Genomic DNA, 17,755 nt, shown 5'->3' on the forward strand with positions numbered 1-17,755 from the left:
TCTTCAGGATTCGATGAGGGTCCGGCTCAGGGCTTTGGCCCGCTCCGGATCGCGTTGTTCGATGGCGTCGAGGATCTGCCCGTGCAGGTCGAAGGTCGCCTGGCTGCGTGGCACGGTCGCCATGTTGTGTTGCAGCGCAGCGGCCACCACCCCGGAAAAGTAGCGGTACAGCTCGCTCAGTGCCGGGTTGTGCGCGGCATCGATCAGGCGCTGGTGAAACACCAGGTCGCAACTGACGTAGGTATCGACATCACCGTGAAAATGCTCGGCACTGCCCGCCAGTGCAGCGCGCAAGGCTTGCAGGTCCTCGTCGGTACGGCGCAACGCGGCGAGGCCGATCGCCTCGGTTTCAAGGATATGCCGTGTCTCGCGTGCCTGCTCCAGGGTGCAGCGCGACAAGGCCTGCACGGCTTGCAGCGGGTCCTGGCAGGTGCGCAGGTAGCTGCCGTCCCCCTGGCGGATCTCCACCAGGCCACTGAATGCCAGCACACGCATGGCTTCGCGCACGGTATTGCGACTGATGCCCAACTCCAGCGCCAGCACCGGCTCGGTCGGCAGACGCTGCCCGACTTGCCAGTCGCCTTGGAGAATACGCTCACGCATGCGCTCTACGGCGAGTTCGACCAGCGATCGCCTGGTCAATTCACTGCTCATTTCACTCAACCAATCATCCGATGAATTGACGAAGCTTAACGGAACACCTTCCAGACATCAATTCAACTGGCATTTCTACCAGTTGTCAGCGCAATGCCGTGTTGTAACGCTTGGCGCGACTCCATCAAGGCGCCATACATGTCCATTTCCAAAGCATTGCGGTGGGTTGCGCTGCTTGCAGCTGCCCTGCTGCTCGGCCTGTTCTTCAAAGGCTGCGAGCCCAGACAATCCCCCATACACCCCAAGACACTTCTCATCGGCATGGACGGCGTGCAGTTGCAGCACTACGAACAACTGGGCGGGGATACCCACCTGCAGCGGCGCCTGTTCTCTGGCAAAGCCTATGCCGGTGGCGTCAATGGCCGTGCAAGCGAACAGCCGACCATCAGTGGCCCAGGCTGGATGACCTTGCTTACCGGCGTATGGGCGAACAAGCACGGCGTCATTTCAAACGCCGAGTCCCTGCGGATCGACCCCGAATTCCCCAGCCTGTTCAAACGGCTGCGTGAGGCCTTGCCGAGCGCTTACCTCTCCAGCGTCGTCAACTGGTCGCCGATCAATACCGCCTTCCTGCTGGAGGATGCGCAAGGCAACAATGTGCGCGAAAGCGGCCTGGACGATGAGCGGGTCACCGACCGAACCCTGGAAATCCTCGAAAACACACCTGCCGACTTCACCTTCATCCAGCTCGACGAACCCGATGAAGCCGGCCACGCCAGTGGCTTCGGCCCGGCCTACCAGTTTGCCCTGCGCGAAGCTGACGACAGGCTGGGGCGCCTGTTGGACAAGGTCGAGGAGCGTGCCTACAAGAACCCGCAGGAGGACTGGCTGGTGATCGTATGCACCGACCACGGTCGTGATTTCTGGGGCTCAGGCCACGGTGGCGTGACCGAGCAGGAGAAGACGGTCTTCATTGCCAGCAACAAGCCGCTGAACGAAGAGTTGAACCAGCCCAGCATTCCAGAAGACAACCCAGGGCCCAACAATTTGTATGGCTACGCGGCGCAGACCTCGGTGGCCCCGACCGTGCTCAGGCACATGGGGCTCGACCTGAAGCCGGAATGGAGGCTCGATGGCACGCCACTGCTGGGCGCTACGGGCGTACGCAAGGCACGGGCCATTGAAGCCGACGCCAAGTTGCTGTGGAACAGCGACTCGTCAGGCACGGTGATCATTCACAAGAACGGCCAGGTCGTCACGAACGTGCAGGCCTACCTGCAGCAATGGACCGACCCGCAAGGCATGCGCCAGGCCAACGACTACGTGCTTGAGCTGGATGACACACCGGTAGCGGTGCGCACCCGGCCAGCGAGCAAGCCATTCATCCTCGAGGAAATCAGCTACTGATGCGCACGCATCGCCTGCAGGAGCGAGATCAACCCGCCCCTGCGGCAAGCCAGGTTCAGTTCAGCGCGTCGATCAACGCCTGGTTCATCTGCGGCGTGCCAATGGTGATACGCAGGAACTGGGCAATCCGCTCCTGCTTGAAGTGACGTACGATCACCCCTTGCTCACGCAAGCGCGCCGCCAGTTGCGCGGCATCCTGCTGCGGGTGGCGGGCAAAGATGAAGTTGGCCGCCGATGGCAGCACTTCAAAGCCCTTTGCAACCAGCTGCTCGACCAGCGCTTCACGGCTGTCGATCACCTTGCGGCAAGTCTGCTCGAAATAGGCCTGGTCTTCGAACGCCGCCGCGGCACCGACGATGGCCATGCGGTCCAGTGGGTAGGAGTTGAAGCTGTTCTTGATCCGCTCCAGCGCCTCGATCAGGTCTGGGTGGCCGACCGCCAAGCCGACCCGCAGGCCCGCCAGCGAGCGCGATTTCGACAGGGTCTGGGTCACCAGCAGGTTGTCATAACGATCCACCAGGCTGATGGCCGTCTCACCACCGAAATCGATGTAGGCCTCATCCACCACCACGACCGAATCACGGTTGGCCTGCAACAACTGCTCGATCGCTTGCAGCGGCAGCAGGCAGCCGGTTGGCGCGTTGGGGTTGGGGAAGATGATCCCGGCGTTGGCCTTGGCGTAGTCGGCGATGCGGATCTGGAACTGCTCATCCAGCGCCACTTGCTCGAATGGGATGCCGTACAAGCCGCAGTACACCGGATAGAAGCTGTAGCTGACATCCGGGAACAGCAGCGGGCCGCGATCGTGCTGGAACAAGCCATGGAAGATGTGCGCCAGCACCTCGTCCGAGCCGTTGCCGACGAATACCTGGGCGGGGGTGACACCGTAGTACTCGGCCACGGCCTGCTTGAGCCGGTCGCTGTTCGGGTCCGGGTACAGGCGCAGGTTGTCGTTCAGCTCAGCGCGCATGGCTTCCAGTGCCTTGGGCGACGGGCCATACGGGTTCTCGTTGGTGTTCAGCTTCACCAGGCGGGCCATTTTCGGCTGCTCGCCCGGCACGTACGGCACCAGCGCCTTGACGAAGGGGCTCCAGAATCGACTCATGTTCAGTTCCCCTTGTCTTGGGTCAGGATACGGTATTCAGCACTGCGGGCGTGGGCGGTCAGCGACTCGCCACGGGCCAGGACCGAAGCAGTGTGGCCAAGCTCGGATGCGCCCTGCTCGGAGCAGAAGATGATCGACGAGCGCTTCTGGAAGTCATACACACCCAGCGGCGACGAGAAACGTGCGGTGCCGGAGGTCGGCAACACGTGGTTGGGGCCGGCGCAGTAGTCGCCCAGCGCTTCGCTGGTGTGGCGGCCCATGAAGATCGCGCCGGCGTGGCGGATCTGCGGCAGCCAGGCTTGCGGGTCGGCGACCGACAGCTCGAGGTGCTCAGGGGCGATGCGGTTGGCCACTTCGATGGCCTGCTGCATGTCGCGCACCTGGATCAGCGCACCACGGCCGTTGATCGACTTCTCGATGATCTCGGCACGCTCCATGGTCGGCAACAGCTTGTCGATGCTGGCGGCCACGCGGTCGAGGAAGGCGGCATCCGGGCTGACCAGGATGGCCTGGGCGTCTTCGTCGTGTTCGGCCTGGGAGAACAGGTCCATGGCGATCCAGTCCGGGTCGGTCTGGCCATCGCACACCACGAGGATTTCCGAAGGGCCGGCGATCATGTCGATACCGACCTGGCCGAACACATGGCGCTTGGCGGTAGCCACGTAGATGTTGCCCGGGCCGACGATCTTGTCCACCTGCGGCACGCTTTCGGTGCCATAGGCCAGGGCGGCAACGGCCTGGGCACCACCGACGGTGAACACCCGGTCGACACCGGCGATGCAGGCAGCGGCCAGCACCAGTTCATTGACCTCGCCACGCGGGGTCGGCACCACCATCACCACCTCGGTGACGCCGGCGACCTTGGCCGGAATGGCGTTCATCAGCACCGACGACGGGTACGACGCCTTGCCGCCCGGCACGTACAGGCCGGCACGGTCCAGCGGGGTGACCTTCTGGCCGAGCACGGTGCCGTCGGCTTCGGTGTACTGCCAGGAGTCCTGCTTCTGCCGCTCGTGGTACAGGCGCACACGGTTGGCGGCTTTCTCCAGGGCTTCACGCTGGGCGTCGGTGATGCGGGTCAGGGCCAGTTCCAGGCGCTCGCGGCCGAGGATCAGGTCATCGATGCTTTTGGCGTCAACACCGTCGAAACGCTGGGTGAATTCCACCAGCGCGGCGTCACCGCGCTCGCGCACGGCCTTGATGATGTCGAGCACGCGCTGGTTGACCGCGTCATCGGACACACTTTCCCAGCTCAGCAGATGATCCAGATGTCGGGCGAAATCCGGATCAGCAGCGTTGAGACGGGCAATTGCAGTGGACACGGTCATGGCGAGGGCCTCGATTATTAGCGAATGCTCAGGCGCCCTAGGCTACCAGTCCATCCGCGCGGGCACCCGAGAAAAGTGGCTATGACGCGGATAGACGGGCGCGACAGCAAAGGTCGCGCGCAGAAGTCAACCGCGGTGTCGCGACTCGACTGCTTGGCGCAGCGTGTCGATCAGGCTCTGGATGCGGGCGTGCTGCATCTTCATGGACGCCTTGTTGACCACCAGGCGCGAGCTGATCGTGGCGATCAGTTCCTGGGGTTCCAGGCCGTTGGCACGCAGGGTGTTACCGGTGTCGACCACGTCGATGATCTTGTCGGCGAGGTTGATCAGCGGGGCCAGCTCCATCGAGCCGTACAGCTTGATGATGTCGACCTGGCGGCCCTGCTCGGCGTAGTAACGCTTGGCCACGTTGACGAACTTGGTGGCGACGCGCAGGCGGCCCTTGGGCTCGGGTGCACCGACCGCACCGGCGGTCATCAGCTTGCACTTGGCAATCTGCAGGTCCAGCGGCTCATACAGGCCCTGGCCGCCGTACTCCATCAGCACGTCCTTGCCCGCCACGCCGAGGTCGGCAGCACCATGCTCGACATAGGTCGGCACGTCGGTGGCACGCACGATCAGCAGGCGCACGTCGTCCTGCGTGGTAGGGATGATCAGCTTGCGGCTCTTGTCCGGGTTCTCGGTCGGCACGATACCGGCCTCGGCCAGCAATGGCAGGGTATCGTCGAGAATACGGCCTTTGGAAAGCGCGATGGTCAACATTGGAACGTCGGTCCTTAAGCGGCTACTGCCGGCCGGGCTGCTACAGCCCGACCGCATTCAATTCTTGCGATGACTCTGTAGGAGCGGGCTTGCCCGCGAACACCGGCAGAGCCGGTGCCATGCATCGCGGCGGCCTCTTCGCGAGCACGCTCGCTCCCACAACTAGCCCGGTACGCGGCGGATTTTCGCGCCGAGCATCTGCAGTTTTTCCTCGATGCACTCGTAACCACGGTCGATGTGGTAGATGCGGTCGATCAGGGTATCGCCTTCGGCAACCAGTGCCGACAGCACCAGGCTGGCGGAGGCACGCAGGTCGGTGGCCATTACCGGAGCCCCTTTGAGGGCCGGTACGCCAGTGACGATCGCGGTGTTGCCTTCGACCTGGATCTGCGCGCCCATGCGGTGCATTTCGTACACGTGCATGAACCGGTTCTCGAAGATCGTCTCGATGACCGCGCCAGTGCCTTCGGCAATGGCGTTCAGCGAGATGAACTGCGCCTGCATGTCGGTCGGGAACGCCGGGTACGGGGCGGTGCGCAGGTTGACGGCTTTCGGCCGCTTGCCGTGCATGTCCAGCTCGATCCAGTCCTCACCCGTGGTGAGGTCGGCACCCGCTTCCTTGAGTTTTTCCAGTACCGCTTCGAGGATGGTCGGGTCGGTGTCCTTGACCTTGACGCGGCCACCGGTCACGGCAGCGGCGACCAGGTAGGTGCCGGTCTCGATACGGTCAGGCATGACGCGGTAGTGGGCCGAGTGCAGGCGCTCGACGCCATCGATGGTGATGGTGTCGGTACCGGCGCCCTGGACCTTGCCACCCATGGCGTTGATGAAGTTGGCCAGGTCGACCACTTCAGGCTCGCGCGCGGCGTTCTGCAGCACGCTGCGGCCTTTGGCCAGGGCTGCGGCCATCATGATGTTCTCGGTACCGGTCACGCTGACGGTGTCGAAGAAGAAGTGCGCGCCGCGCAGGCCGCCTTCAGGGGCTTTGGCCTTGATGTAGCCGCCTTCGACTTCGATCTTCGCACCCATGGCCTCAAGGCCGCGGATGTGCAGATCGACCGGGCGCGAACCGATGGCGCAGCCACCTGGCAGTGCCACTTCGGCTTCACCGAAGCGCGCGACCATGGGGCCGAGCACCAGGATCGAGGCGCGCATGGTCTTGACCAGCTCGTAAGGGGCTACCAGGGTCTTGATGGTGCGCGGGTCGATTTCCACCGCCAGCTTTTCGTCGATCACAGGCTCGATGCCCATGCGCCCGAACAGCTCGATCATGGTGGTGATGTCGTGCAGGTGCGGCAGGTTGCCCACGGTGACCGGGCCATCGGCCAGCAGGGTCGCCGCCAGGATCGGCAGGGCCGCGTTTTTCGCGCCGGAAATGCGGATCTCGCCGTCAAGACGAGCGCCGCCAGTAATAATCAGTTTGTCCATTGGTGTCTCGCCGCCAAGTTGGCTCAGGTGCGCTCAGCCCAGGCTGCGCTGCTGAAAAATTTCATGGTTACCGCATGGATGCTGCCATTGGCAATCCACGGATTCAGGTGAGCATAGATCGCCTGCTGACGTTTGACCGGGCTCAGGCCAGCCAACTCGTCGCTGATCACGTTCAACTGGAAGTTGCAGCCTTCGCCTTCAACTTCGACCCGGGATCCCGGCAATTTCTCTTCAAGGAAGCTCTTAACTTCTACGGCCTGCATGCTCAACCTCAATCGGCGCCCGATGCGCACGGGTCGGCCATCATACAAAAAAGCCCCTCGCCTGCGAAGCCCAACGAAGGGGCGCGCGACCGAGGGGCCTCCGATCACTGCCAAGCCATCAGCTTGCCAGCACCTCATCGAGGTCATAGACCCCGGCGATTTCCCGCATGTCGTCGGGCATGCCGCGCACTTCGAAGGCCTTGCCGGCTGCCTGGGCGTCACGGATGAACGCCAGCAGCAGCGACAGGCCGACACTGGTGGAGCGCGCCACGGCCGAACAGTCCAGCACCAGGCGCGCTTCACGGCAGGCGCCGATCAGCGCCTTGCCCTGCGTGCGCAGGGCCGGCCCGCTGCGGTAATCCAGTTCACCGGCCAGGCACAGCACGCCCGGCTCGGCCATGGTTACAGCGGCCTCGCTCATTTGACGGTCTTCTCAGGCGAGTTGTCGGCAGCTTCCTTGGCCTTGGCCACTTCGCCGGCCCAGCCGTCGATGGTCTTGTCCAGGTCGTTGCCGTTGCGCTGCATGGCGTCGGCGAACTGGTCGCGGAACAGCTTGCCGATGTTGATGCCGTTGACGATGACGTTGCGCACCTTCCACTCACCACCGAGGTTTTCCAGGGTGTACTGGACCGGATAGACCGCACCGTTGTTGCCGGTAACCTTCATGCCGACACTGGCGCGCTTGCCGTCATCAGCCTTGGCCGGGTCGACGGTGATGCCCTGGTTGTTGTACTCCAGCAGCGCATTGCCATAAAACTGAAACAGGCTGCGCTTGAAGTTGTCCTGGAAGCGCTGAATCTGCGCAGGGGTGGCCTTGCGCGAGTACTTGACGGTCATGATGCTTTTCGAGATGCCTTCAGCATCCACTACCGGACCGAGAATGCGGTTGAGCGAATCGTAGAAGGCATTCGGGTTGGTCTTGTACTGCTCCTTGTTGGCCTTGAGGTCGCCGAGCAGTTCGGTGGTGGTGCTCTGCACCACGTCGTGCGGCGACTGCGCGGCCAGCGCCATCAGGGGGAAGGCCGCCAGCAGCACCAGCAGGCCACGTCGCAGGATCGAAATCATGGAAACTCCTTAATTAGCCGGTTGCGCTTCTTTTGGTTCCTTGCCAACAGAGTTGAGCAGGAACTTGCCAATCAGATCTTCCAGTACCAGCGCCGACTGCGTGTCGTGGATGGTCGAGCCATCCTTGAGCACGTCTTCTTCACCGCCCACGCTGATACCGATGTACTTCTCACCAAGCAAGCCGGCGGTCAGGATCGAAGCAGTGGAGTCGGTCGGCAGGTTGTTGACCGCCTTGTCCAGTTGCAGCGTCACCCGACCGGTGTAGGAATCACGGTCCAGATCGATGGCGGTGACCTTGCCGATCGTCACACCGGCCATGGTCACTTTAGCTCTGACCGTCAAACCGGCGATATTGTCGAAGTACGCATAAACTTTATAGGTATCGCTGCTCGGGCTGGCCGACAGCCCGCTGACACGCAGGGCCAGCAGCAGCAGCGCCAGGATCCCGGCCAGGAGGAACAGGCCGACACCGATTTCCAGGGTGCGGTTTTGCATCAGAAATCTCCAAACATCAAGGCGGTCAGAATAAAGTCCAGACCCAGTACTGCCAACGAGGCATAGACCACGGTCTTGGTGGTGGCACGGCTGATCCCCTCTGAGGTGGGTTCGCAGTCGTACCCCTGGAATACGGCAATCCAGGTCGTGACGAAGGCGAATACCAGGCTCTTGATCAGCCCGTTGAGCACGTCGTCGGTAAAGGAAACGCTGTTCTGCATGTTGCCCCAGAACGAGCCTTCGTAAACGCCCAGCCAGTCGACTGCGACCCACGAACCACCCCAGATGCCGACCACGCTGAAGATCAGCGCCAGCAGCGGCAGCGAGATGAAACCGGCCCACAGGCGTGGCGCGACGATGTACTTGAGCGGGTCGACGCCGATCATTTCCAGGCTCGACAGCTGCTCGGTGGATTTCATGTTGCCGATTTCGGCGGTCAGCGCAGAGCCGGCGCGGCCGGCGAACAGCAGCGCGGTGACCACCGGGCCGAGCTCACGCAGCAAGGTCAGGGCGACCATCTGCCCGACCGCCTGCTCGGAGCCGTACTTGGTCAGGATGCTGTAGCCCTGCAGGGCCAGCACCATGCCGATGAACACCCCGGAAACGACGATGATCGCCAGCGACAGCACGCCCACCGAGTACAGCTGCTTGGTCAGCAACTGGAAGCCGCCGCCGATGCCGCCACGCCCGATCAGTGCATGGAACAGGAACAGGCACGAACGCCCGAGCACCGCCAGCACGTCGATCGCCGAGCGCCCGAGCAGGCGGATACGTTCGAGTAAGGATTTTCTGCGCATCACCGCGCCCCCAGCAGATCGGCGCGGTAGTCAGGCGCGGGAAAGTGGAATGGCACCGGGCCGTCCGGGTCGCCTTTCATGAACTGGCGAATGCGCGGATTGTCCGAGCCCATCAACTCGTCGGGTGTGCCCTGGCCCAGCACCTGGCCATCACCGACCACATAGATGTAGTCGGCGATACTGGCGGTTTCGGCCAAGTCGTGGGAGACCACGATGCTGGTGATGCCCAGGGCATCGTTGAGCAGACGGATCAGCCGCACGAGCACGCCCATGGCAATCGGGTCCTGGCCGACGAACGGTTCGTCGTACATCAGGATCTGTGGGTCCAGGGCAATGGCCCGGGCCAGCGCCACGCGGCGCTTCATGCCGCCGGACAGTTCGTCCGGCATCAGGTCGATGGCACCGCGCAGGCCGACAGCCTGCAGTTTCATCAACACGATGTCGCGGATCATCTCGTCCGAAAGCTGGGTATGCACGCGCAATGGAAACGCGACGTTCTCGAACACGTCGAGATCGGTAAACAGCGCGCCGCTCTGGAACAGCACGCCCATCTGCTTGCGTGCGTCGAACAGGTCGCTGCGCGAAAGGCTCGGCAGGTTCTGCCCCGCCACCCACACTTCGCCGCTCGACGGCCGTAGCTGCGCGCCCATCAGGCGTAGCAGCGTGGTCTTGCCGCAACCCGACGGCCCCATGATCCCGGTGACCTTGCCGCGCGGGATACGGATGTCGACATTGCTGAAAATGCTGCGCGAACCGCGCTTGAAGGTGACTCCCTTCAACTCGACCGCGTAGGCGCTATCCACACTCATCTAGACTCCTTGCTAGTGCAGCCTCGCACTAATGGACGCTGGCCTTCATCGTGAAGGCACACGCACCTTTGGCAGGCCGAATAGCGGCGAACTATAGCACCGCTGACCACCTGCCCCCAAGGGCATGGAACAGGTCGTTCAGGCCAACGACAGGCTTTGATGACACTTGCGAGGGCAATCGAAAGGGTGAGGCTTTCTTGTATTGCGGCTATAATCGCCGCCTTTTAATCAGGCATTGCTTTTCGACATGAGCCAATCCAGCGAGCTGATCCACTCCGCCCAGCGCACCCTGCGCCTGGAACTCGAGGCCGTAGAAGGCCTGGTGGCCCGCATCGACGCCAATTTCGTCAAGGCCTGCGAGCTGATCCTGGCGAGCAAGGGTCGGGTCGTGGTGGTCGGCATGGGCAAATCGGGGCATATCGGCAACAAGATCGCCGCCACCCTGGCCAGCACCGGCACGCCAGCGTTCTTCGTGCATCCGGCCGAAGCCAGCCATGGCGACATGGGCATGATCACCCGCGACGACGTCATACTGGCCCTGTCCAATTCTGGCAGCACCGCCGAGATCGTTACCCTGCTGCCGCTGATCAAGCGCCTGGGGATCCAGATGATCAGCCTGACCGGCAACCCGGACTCCCCCCTGGCCCAGGCCGCCGAGGTCAACCTCGACGCCAGCGTCACCCAGGAAGCCTGCCCGCTGAACCTGGCCCCGACCTCTTCCACCACCGCGGCCCTGGTGCTGGGTGACGCGCTGGCCATCGCCCTGCTCGAGGCCCGCGGCTTCACCGCCGAGGACTTCGCCTTCTCGCACCCTGGCGGCGCCTTGGGCCGCCGCCTGCTGCTCAAGGTCGAGAACGTCATGCACGCCGGTGACGAATTGCCCCAGGTACATCGCGGCACGCTGCTCAAGGATGCGCTCCTTGAAATGTCCCGCAAAGGCCTGGGCATGACCGTGATCGTCGGCGCCGATGGCAAGCTGGCCGGGATCTTCACCGACGGCGACCTGCGCCGCAGCCTGGACCGCAACATCGACGTGCACACCACACTGATCGATCAGGTGATGACCGTGCATGGCAAGACGGCACGCGCCGAGATGCTCGCCGCCGAGGCCCTGAAGATAATGGAAGACCACAAGATCAGCGCCCTCGTGGTCGTGGACAAGGACGACCGCCCGACCGGCGCCCTGAACATGCACGACCTGCTGCGCGCCGGCGTGATGTAAAGGAGAACGAAGCGATGACCCACGATCTGATGCAACGCGCCAAGGCGATCAAGCTCGCCGTTTTCGACGTCGACGGCGTGCTCACCGATGGCCGCCTCTACTTCCTCGAAGATGGCAGCGAGTTCAAGACCTTCAACACCCTCGATGGCCAGGGCATCAAGATGCTCATGGCCTCGGGCGTAACCACGGCAATCATCAGCGGGCGCAAGACGCCAGTGGTAGAGCGCCGGGCGAAAAACCTCGGCATCCCTCACCTCTACCAGGGCCGCGAAGACAAATTGGTCGTGCTCGACGGCCTGCTCGCCGAACTGGGCCTAAGCTATGAACAGGTCGCCTATCTGGGCGACGACCTGCCCGACCTGCCGGTGATCCGCCGGGTGGGCCTGGGTATCGCCGTAGCCAACGCTGCACCGTTCGTTCGCCAGCACGCCCACGGGGTAACCCAGGCACGCGGTGGCGAAGGTGCTGCGCGCGAGTTCTGCGAACTGATCATGCAGGCCCAGGGCACCCTGGACGCTGCCAACGCCAACTACCTTTAAGGCTGCCCATGTTCAGCAAGAAAGCCCGCAATATTGCACTGTTCGCAGTGGTTGCCGCCCTGCTGGCGGCAATCGGCTACTGGAATGTCAGCCCCGAGAGCTTCCTCGAAAAGCCGGTTGCCCAGGTTGACGAAAGCGCCATCGACTATTACGCGATCAATGCGCACAGCGTGCAGTTCATGCCCGACGGCAAGCTGCAATACGAAATGACCGCCGACAAGGTAGAGCACCTGAGGGCCAGCGAAGTCACCCTGCTGACCACGCCCGACCTGCACTTGTACCGCGGCACCGAGTACCCTTGGCATGTGCAAAGCGTACGTGCCGAGGTCAACCCGGATGGCACCGAGGTCGAACTGATCGACAAGGTCCGCGTGCAACGCACCGACGAAAGGCAGCGTGAACTCGTCGTTACCAGCTCCCGCATGACCGTATTCCCGCAGAAGCAATATGCGCAGACCGAGCAAGCCGTTAGAATCGACGGCGCCGGTGGCACAACTACGGGCAATGGAATGAAAGCGTATTTGAAAGAAGGCAAGATGGACTTGCTCTCTAACGTAAGAGGACAGTATGAGGCTCGTTAAAACCCTCCCCCTTTTGCTCAGCCTGAGCGCAGCACTGGGAAGCGCGAGCGCCTTCGCCCTGCCGACCGACCGTGACCAGCCTATTCGCATCCAGGCCGACAACGCGCACCTGGACGACAAGCAGGGCGTGGCCACCTACACCGGCGATGTGATCATCACCCAGGGCTCGATGATGATCAAAGGCAACACCGTGACCATGACCCGTGCCGCCAATGGCGATATCGACGTGGTGACCTCGGTGGGCAACCTGGCCTACTTCGAGCAGCAGCAGAGCACGGCCAAGCCTGACAAGATGAAAGGCTGGGCGGTGACCATCCAGTACCAGGCGCAGAAGGACACGGTGATCCTCACCGACCGCGCCAAGGTCGAGAACGAAGGCAACACCACCGAAGGCGAGAAGATCGTCTACAACACCAAGACCCAGGTTGCGACCGCCGGTCGCGGTGGCAACGTGACTCAACCACGTCAGCGCATCGACATGGTGATCCAGCCGAAGAAGAAGGCCGAGTAAATGGCAACCCTCAAAGCCCAGCACCTGGCCAAGAGCTACAAGGGGCGGCAAGTCGTGCGTGATGTCAGCCTGTCGATCGACAGCGGGCAGATCGTCGGCCTGCTCGGCCCCAACGGCGCCGGCAAGACCACCTGCTTCTACATGATCGTCGGCCTGGTCCAGGCCGACCAGGGGCGCGTGCTGATCGACAACCTCGATGTCAGCCACCAGCCCATGCACGGCCGCGCCCGCGCCGGTATTGGCTACCTGCCGCAGGAAGCCTCGATCTTCCGCAAGCTGTCGGTAGCCGACAACATCATGGCCATTCTCGAGACCCGCAAGGACATCGACCGCGAAGGCCGGCGCAAGGAGCTGGAAAGCCTGCTGCAGGAGTTCCACATCAGCCACATCCGCGACAACCTCGGCATGAGCCTTTCCGGTGGTGAACGCCGCCGGGTCGAAATCGCCCGCGCCCTGGCCACCGCACCGAAGTTCATCCTGCTGGACGAACCTTTTGCCGGTGTCGACCCGATCTCCGTGGGCGACATCAAGCAGATCATCCACCACCTCAAGGCCAAGGGCATCGGTGTACTGATCACCGACCACAACGTCCGTGAAACCCTGGATATCTGCGAAACCGCCTATATCGTCAACGACGGCCGACTGATCGCCGAAGGTGACGCCGAGACCATCCTGGCCAACGACCTGGTCAAGGAGGTCTACCTGGGCCACGAGTTCCGGCTCTGACCCCTGGGACCTGCCCGGAGCGCTGGCAATAACGCCCTGTAGGGGCTTAAGTTGTTACAGTGCTCTAGGCAAACGCTACAATTTAAGGCATAAAACTTGCTTGAATTTGGCGCTCCGGCGCCCTCGTGTAGTGGATGGCGCATGCGCGCCGGCGAACAAGGTATTAAGCCCCAGCCATGAAACCATCGCTCGTCCTAAAAATGGGCCAGCAACTGACGATGACCCCGCAGTTGCAACAGGCCATCCGCCTACTTCAGCTCTCCACCCTGGACCTCCAGCAGGAAATCCAGGAAGCGCTGGAGTCCAATCCGATGCTCGAACGTCAGGAAGACGGCGACGACTTCGACAACAGCGACCCGATGGCGGACAACGCCGAGAACAAGCCGGCCGCCGAAGTTCAGGACAACAGCTTCCAGGAAAGCACCAGCAGTGCCGAAACCCTGGAAGACGGTGAGTGGAACGAGCGAATCCCCAACGAGCTGCCGGTCGACACGGCCTGGGAAGACATCTACCAGACCAGCGCCAGCAGCCTGCCGAGCAACGATGACGACGAGTGGGACTTCACCACCCGCACATCGGCCGGCGAAAGCCTGCAAAGCCACCTGCTGTGGCAGCTTAACCTGGCACCGATGTCCGATACCGACCGCCTGATCGCCGTCACCCTGATCGACAGCATCAACGGCCAGGGCTACCTGGAAGACACCCTCGAAGAAATCTGCGCAGGCTTCGACCCGGAGCTGGACATCGAACTGGACGAGGTCGAAGCGGTACTGCACCGCATCCAGCAGTTCGAGCCGGCAGGCGTCGGCGCCCGCACCCTGGGCGAATGCCTGCTGCTGCAATTGCGCCAGCTGCCCGCCAGCACGCCGTGGATGGGCGAAGCCCAGCGCCTGGTCACCGACTTCATCGACCTGCTCGGCAGCCGCGACTACAGCCAGCTGATGCGCCGCATGAAGCTCAAGGAAGACGAACTGCGCCAGGTGATCGAACTGGTACAGAGCCTCAACCCGCGGCCCGGCTCGCAGATCGAGTCGAGCGAACCGGAATACGTGGTGCCTGACGTGATCGTGCGCAAGGACAGCGACCGCTGGCTGGTCGAACTGAACCAGGAAGCGATCCCGCGCCTGCGGGTCAACCCGCAGTACGCAGGCTTTGTCCGCCGCGCCGACACCAGCGCCGACAACACCTTCATGCGCAACCAGTTGCAAGAGGCGCGCTGGTTCATCAAGAGCCTGCAAAGCCGCAACGAAACGCTGATGAAGGTCGCCACGCAGATCGTCGAGCACCAGCGCGGCTTCCTCGACCACGGCGACGAAGCGATGAAGCCACTGGTCCTGCATGACATCGCCGAAGCGGTAGGCATGCATGAGTCGACCATTTCGCGGGTGACCACGCAGAAATACATGCACACCCCGCGCGGTATCTACGAACTGAAATACTTTTTCTCCAGCCACGTCAGCACCGCCGAAGGCGGTGAATGCTCGTCTACGGCGATCCGCGCGATCATCAAGAAACTGGTTGCAGCGGAAAATCAGAAAAAGCCATTGAGTGACAGCAAGATCGCTGGTTTACTGGAGGCACAAGGCATCCAGGTAGCCCGTCGCACCGTCGCCAAGTACCGCGAGTCCCTCGGCATCGCACCGTCGAGCGAGCGCAAGCGACTGATGTAGCCCCCGGATGTGCCACAGCGTTTGCGGGGCAGGTGCAATACCTGCCTCTTTATGCACGGGCAACAAAGGAGAAGCTGTATGCAAGTCAATATCAGTGGACAGCATGTAGAAGTCACCCAGCCACTGCGCGATTATGTGCTTGAAAAGCTCGCTCGCGTGGAAAGTCACTTCGACAAGATCACCAACGTGCAGGTCATCATGAAAGTCGAGAAGCTGCAGCAGAAGGTCGAGGCGACCTTGCAGATTCCTGGCGGTGAAGTGGTTGCCAACGCGGAACACGAAGACATGTATGCAGCGATCGACGCCTTGGCCGACAAGCTCGACCGCCAACTGAAAAAACACAAGGAAAAACAGCAAAGCCTGCTGCAAGGTGCAGCCGCCCGCTGATCCCTCTCATCCATGATCCGACTTGAAACCATCCTGACCCCCGGCCGTTCCCTGGTGAACGTGCCGGGCGGCAGCAAGAAGCGCGCCCTGGAAAAGGTCGCCAACCTGATTGCCGAGCAAGTACCCGAGCTTGCGATGCAAGACGTCTTCGAAAAGCTCATCGCCCGAGAAAAACTGGGCTCGACCGGCTTTGGCAATGGCATTGCCATTCCCCACTGCCGGCTCGAAGGCTGCGCCTCTCCGGTCAGTGCCTTGTTGCACCTGGATGCGCCGATCGACTACGACGCCATCGATGGCGCCCCGGTGGATCTGCTGTTCGTCCTGCTGGTACCCGAGGCGGCCACCGATGCCCACCTTGAACTGCTGCGCCAGATCGCCAGCATGCTCGATCGCAAGGAGGTCCGCGATCGCCTGCGTGCCGCCGGTAGCAGCGAGGCCCTGTACCAGGTTGTCCTGGACGCACAGAACGAGCACTGAACATGCGCCTGATCATCGTCAGCGGCCGGTCCGGCTCCGGCAAGAGCACCGCCCTCGATGTGCTGGAAGACAACGGTTTCTACTGCATCGACAACCTGCCCGCCGGGCTGCTGCCGCAGCTGGCGGAAAACGCATTGATCAATACCGAACTGCTGCAACCCAAGGTGGCGGTATCGATCGATGCGCGCAACCTGCCCAGCCACCTGTCGCGCTTCCCCGAGCTGTTGGCAGAGGCCCGGGGGCGCCACATCCAGTGTGATGTGCTGTTTCTCGATGCCGACGAAGACACCCTGCTCAAGCGCTTCTCGGAAACCCGCCGGCGTCACCCGCTGACCAACGCCGACCGCTCGCTGGCCGAAGCGATCCGCGTTGAAAGCGAACTGCTGGGGCCGATTGCCGACCTTGCCGACCTGAAGATCGACACCACCAGCCTCAACCTCTACCAGCTGCGCGATTCGATCAAGCTGCGCCTGCTCAACCAGCCCGAGCCTGGCACTGCCTTCCTGGTCGAGTCGTTCGGCTTCAAGCGCGGGATGCCGGTCGATGCCGACCTGGTGTTCGACGTACGCTGCCTGCCCAACCCGTACTGGAAACCGGAACTGCGCGAACATTCCGGCCTGGAACAACCGGTCATCGATTACCTGGCCGCACAGCCGGACGTCGAAGAAATGTTCAACGACATCTCCAGTTACCTGCTCAAATGGCTGCCACGCTTTGCTGCCAGCAACCGCGCCTATGTCACCATCGCCATTGGTTGCACGGGAGGCCACCACCGCTCGGTCTACATCACCGAACGCCTCGGCCAACTGCTGCAGCAATCCCTGAAAAACGTCCAGGTCCGCCACCGCGACCTCTAGCCCACAGGATCCACCGCACGATGCCCGCCCGCGAAATCACCATCATCAACAAGCTGGGCCTGCACGCCCGGGCGGCAGCCAAGTTCGTCGGCGTGGCCGGCAAATTCCCGTGCCAGGTCCGCGTCGGCCGCGCGCCCGACAAGCTGGTGGACGGCAAGAGCATCATGGCAGTGATGATGCTGGCCGCGGGCAAAGGCACCCAGGTGCACCTGCACACCGAAGGGGAGCAGGATGACGAGGCGCTGGAAGCGCTGGTGGCGCTGATCAACAACTTCTTCGACGAAGGCGAGTAAGCCCCTACCTGCAACATCTCCTGCCAATTGTCCGGGTGCATTCCTGCGTGGCTGCCTTTATACCTATATAGGTATAGATTTGGACCAGGCTATGGATGCATTCAAACGAATCAAGACGCTGTACTGGGTAGGCAGCAGCAAAAAGGACCTTCAAGCCCTACCTGAGGATGTTCAGGACATCTTCGGTTTTGCACTGCACCAGGCGCAGGAAGGTGGCAAGCATCTGCAGGTGAAATGCCTGAAAGGGTTCGCCGGAGCGGGCGTGCTGGAGGTCGTGGAGGACTACAACCGAAGCACTTATCGTGCGGTGTACCGTGACATTTGCATCTGCGGTCTACGTGCTGGTCGCGACGTACAAATCGTGGTGAAAGCAGCCCCTCGCTCTCGCCGGGAAGGCCGGGTAGAAGTCATCTTCGCCTGAGTTCAAAGCCCGTCCGCC

The 17,755-nt window shown here is 62.4% G+C and carries 23 protein-coding genes; 12 read left to right on the top strand and 11 right to left on the bottom strand.

Features of this window, described 5'->3' with window-relative positions; genetic code table 11:
• Positions 1-3 precede the first annotated feature (3 nt).
• On the bottom strand, positions 4-654 hold the full coding sequence (locus CAF78_RS18805; RefSeq protein ID WP_085673569.1) for a FadR/GntR family transcriptional regulator: 651 nt from the start codon (positions 652-654) through the stop codon (positions 4-6).
• A 138-nt stretch (positions 655-792) separates the two neighbouring features.
• Here CAF78_RS18805 and CAF78_RS18810 point away from each other — a divergent pair, with 138 nt between their 5' ends.
• Positions 793-2,001 carry an alkaline phosphatase family protein gene (locus CAF78_RS18810; RefSeq protein WP_085673571.1) on the top strand — a complete coding sequence of 403 codons (1,209 nt, stop codon included), beginning with the start codon at positions 793-795 and terminating at the stop codon, positions 1,999-2,001.
• A gap of 55 nt (positions 2,002-2,056) precedes the next feature.
• On the opposite strand, the gene hisC is transcribed toward CAF78_RS18810, so the two are convergent.
• From hisC to CAF78_RS18860, 10 genes are all read right to left on the bottom strand, one after another.
• Positions 2,057-3,106 (bottom strand): histidinol-phosphate transaminase, encoded by a 1,050-nt coding sequence (hisC, locus tag CAF78_RS18815; protein ID WP_085673573.1) that lies wholly within the window; start codon positions 3,104-3,106, stop codon positions 2,057-2,059.
• A gap of 2 nt (positions 3,107-3,108) precedes the next feature.
• Positions 3,109-4,434, bottom strand: a complete 1,326-nt coding sequence (gene hisD / locus CAF78_RS18820) for a histidinol dehydrogenase (RefSeq protein ID WP_085673575.1) — start codon at positions 4,432-4,434, stop codon at positions 3,109-3,111.
• Positions 4,435-4,560: 126 nt separating this feature from the next.
• On the bottom strand, positions 4,561-5,196 hold the full coding sequence (gene hisG, locus CAF78_RS18825; protein WP_085673577.1) for an ATP phosphoribosyltransferase: 636 nt from the start codon (positions 5,194-5,196) through the stop codon (positions 4,561-4,563).
• Positions 5,197-5,358: 162 nt separating this feature from the next.
• Complete coding sequence (gene murA, locus CAF78_RS18830; protein WP_085673579.1) at positions 5,359-6,624, bottom strand: UDP-N-acetylglucosamine 1-carboxyvinyltransferase; 1,266 nt, start codon at positions 6,622-6,624, stop codon at positions 5,359-5,361.
• A gap of 23 nt (positions 6,625-6,647) precedes the next feature.
• The gene (locus CAF78_RS18835) at positions 6,648-6,887 is read right to left on the bottom strand and encodes a BolA family protein (RefSeq protein ID WP_003255121.1); all 240 of its coding nucleotides are present in this window, start codon (positions 6,885-6,887) and stop codon (positions 6,648-6,650) included.
• Between the two features lie 118 nt (positions 6,888-7,005).
• Positions 7,006-7,308: a lipid asymmetry maintenance protein MlaB gene (locus tag CAF78_RS18840; protein WP_085673581.1), complete on the bottom strand. Its 303-nt coding sequence runs from the start codon at positions 7,306-7,308 to the stop codon at positions 7,006-7,008.
• Positions 7,305-7,952: a phospholipid-binding protein MlaC gene (locus CAF78_RS18845; protein WP_085673583.1), complete on the bottom strand. Its 648-nt coding sequence runs from the start codon at positions 7,950-7,952 to the stop codon at positions 7,305-7,307. Before CAF78_RS18845 ends, CAF78_RS18840 begins: the two co-directional genes overlap by 4 nt.
• 9 nt (positions 7,953-7,961) lie before the next feature.
• Positions 7,962-8,447, bottom strand: coding sequence for an outer membrane lipid asymmetry maintenance protein MlaD (gene mlaD / locus CAF78_RS18850; protein ID WP_054885956.1), 486 nt, complete (start codon positions 8,445-8,447; stop codon positions 7,962-7,964).
• Entirely contained in the window at positions 8,447-9,244 is a 798-nt protein-coding gene (gene mlaE, locus CAF78_RS18855) for a lipid asymmetry maintenance ABC transporter permease subunit MlaE (protein WP_054885955.1), read from the bottom strand. The genes mlaD and mlaE overlap by 1 nt, the downstream gene beginning before the upstream one ends.
• Positions 9,244-10,053, bottom strand: coding sequence for an ATP-binding cassette domain-containing protein (locus tag CAF78_RS18860; RefSeq protein ID WP_043213285.1), 810 nt, complete (start codon positions 10,051-10,053; stop codon positions 9,244-9,246). Before CAF78_RS18860 ends, mlaE begins: the two co-directional genes overlap by 1 nt.
• 247 nt (positions 10,054-10,300) lie before the next feature.
• On the opposite strand from CAF78_RS18860, the gene CAF78_RS18865 reads away from it, so the two are divergent.
• The 11 genes from CAF78_RS18865 to CAF78_RS18915 all read left to right on the top strand — a co-directional run bounded on the left by CAF78_RS18865 (position 10,301) and on the right by CAF78_RS18915 (position 17,737).
• A complete protein-coding gene (locus CAF78_RS18865) occupies positions 10,301-11,275 on the top strand; it encodes an SIS domain-containing protein (protein WP_085673586.1) in 975 nt (324 codons plus the stop codon).
• Between the two features lie 14 nt (positions 11,276-11,289).
• The gene (gene kdsC / locus CAF78_RS18870; RefSeq protein WP_085673588.1) at positions 11,290-11,814 is read left to right on the top strand and encodes a 3-deoxy-manno-octulosonate-8-phosphatase KdsC; all 525 of its coding nucleotides are present in this window, start codon (positions 11,290-11,292) and stop codon (positions 11,812-11,814) included.
• An 8-nt stretch (positions 11,815-11,822) separates the two neighbouring features.
• Entirely contained in the window at positions 11,823-12,395 is a 573-nt protein-coding gene (lptC, locus tag CAF78_RS18875) for an LPS export ABC transporter periplasmic protein LptC (protein WP_085673590.1), read from the top strand.
• Positions 12,382-12,906, top strand: a complete 525-nt coding sequence (gene lptA / locus CAF78_RS18880) for a lipopolysaccharide transport periplasmic protein LptA (RefSeq protein WP_027595608.1) — start codon at positions 12,382-12,384, stop codon at positions 12,904-12,906. Before lptC ends, lptA begins: the two co-directional genes overlap by 14 nt.
• Entirely contained in the window at positions 12,907-13,632 is a 726-nt protein-coding gene (gene lptB / locus CAF78_RS18885) for an LPS export ABC transporter ATP-binding protein (RefSeq protein ID WP_060511298.1), read from the top strand.
• Between the two features lie 176 nt (positions 13,633-13,808).
• Positions 13,809-15,302 carry an RNA polymerase factor sigma-54 gene (locus CAF78_RS18890; protein WP_085673593.1) on the top strand — a complete coding sequence of 498 codons (1,494 nt, stop codon included), beginning with the start codon at positions 13,809-13,811 and terminating at the stop codon, positions 15,300-15,302.
• A 78-nt stretch (positions 15,303-15,380) separates the two neighbouring features.
• The gene (hpf, locus tag CAF78_RS18895) at positions 15,381-15,689 is read left to right on the top strand and encodes a ribosome hibernation-promoting factor, HPF/YfiA family (RefSeq protein WP_003255135.1); all 309 of its coding nucleotides are present in this window, start codon (positions 15,381-15,383) and stop codon (positions 15,687-15,689) included.
• 12 nt (positions 15,690-15,701) lie between these two features.
• Positions 15,702-16,166 (top strand): PTS IIA-like nitrogen regulatory protein PtsN, encoded by a 465-nt coding sequence (ptsN, locus tag CAF78_RS18900; RefSeq protein WP_085673595.1) that lies wholly within the window; start codon positions 15,702-15,704, stop codon positions 16,164-16,166.
• A 2-nt stretch (positions 16,167-16,168) separates the two neighbouring features.
• Complete coding sequence (rapZ, locus tag CAF78_RS18905) at positions 16,169-17,023, top strand: RNase adapter RapZ (protein WP_085673597.1); 855 nt, start codon at positions 16,169-16,171, stop codon at positions 17,021-17,023.
• Positions 17,024-17,043: 20 nt separating this feature from the next.
• A complete protein-coding gene (locus CAF78_RS18910; protein WP_085673599.1) occupies positions 17,044-17,316 on the top strand; it encodes an HPr family phosphocarrier protein in 273 nt (90 codons plus the stop codon).
• A 91-nt stretch (positions 17,317-17,407) separates the two neighbouring features.
• Complete coding sequence (locus CAF78_RS18915; protein WP_143515067.1) at positions 17,408-17,737, top strand: type II toxin-antitoxin system RelE/ParE family toxin; 330 nt, start codon at positions 17,408-17,410, stop codon at positions 17,735-17,737.
• The last annotated feature ends 18 nt before the right edge of the window (positions 17,738-17,755 follow it).

This window comes from Pseudomonas sp. R28(2017) (assembly GCF_002112505.1).
Classification (GTDB): Bacteria; Pseudomonadota; Gammaproteobacteria; order Pseudomonadales; family Pseudomonadaceae; genus Aquipseudomonas.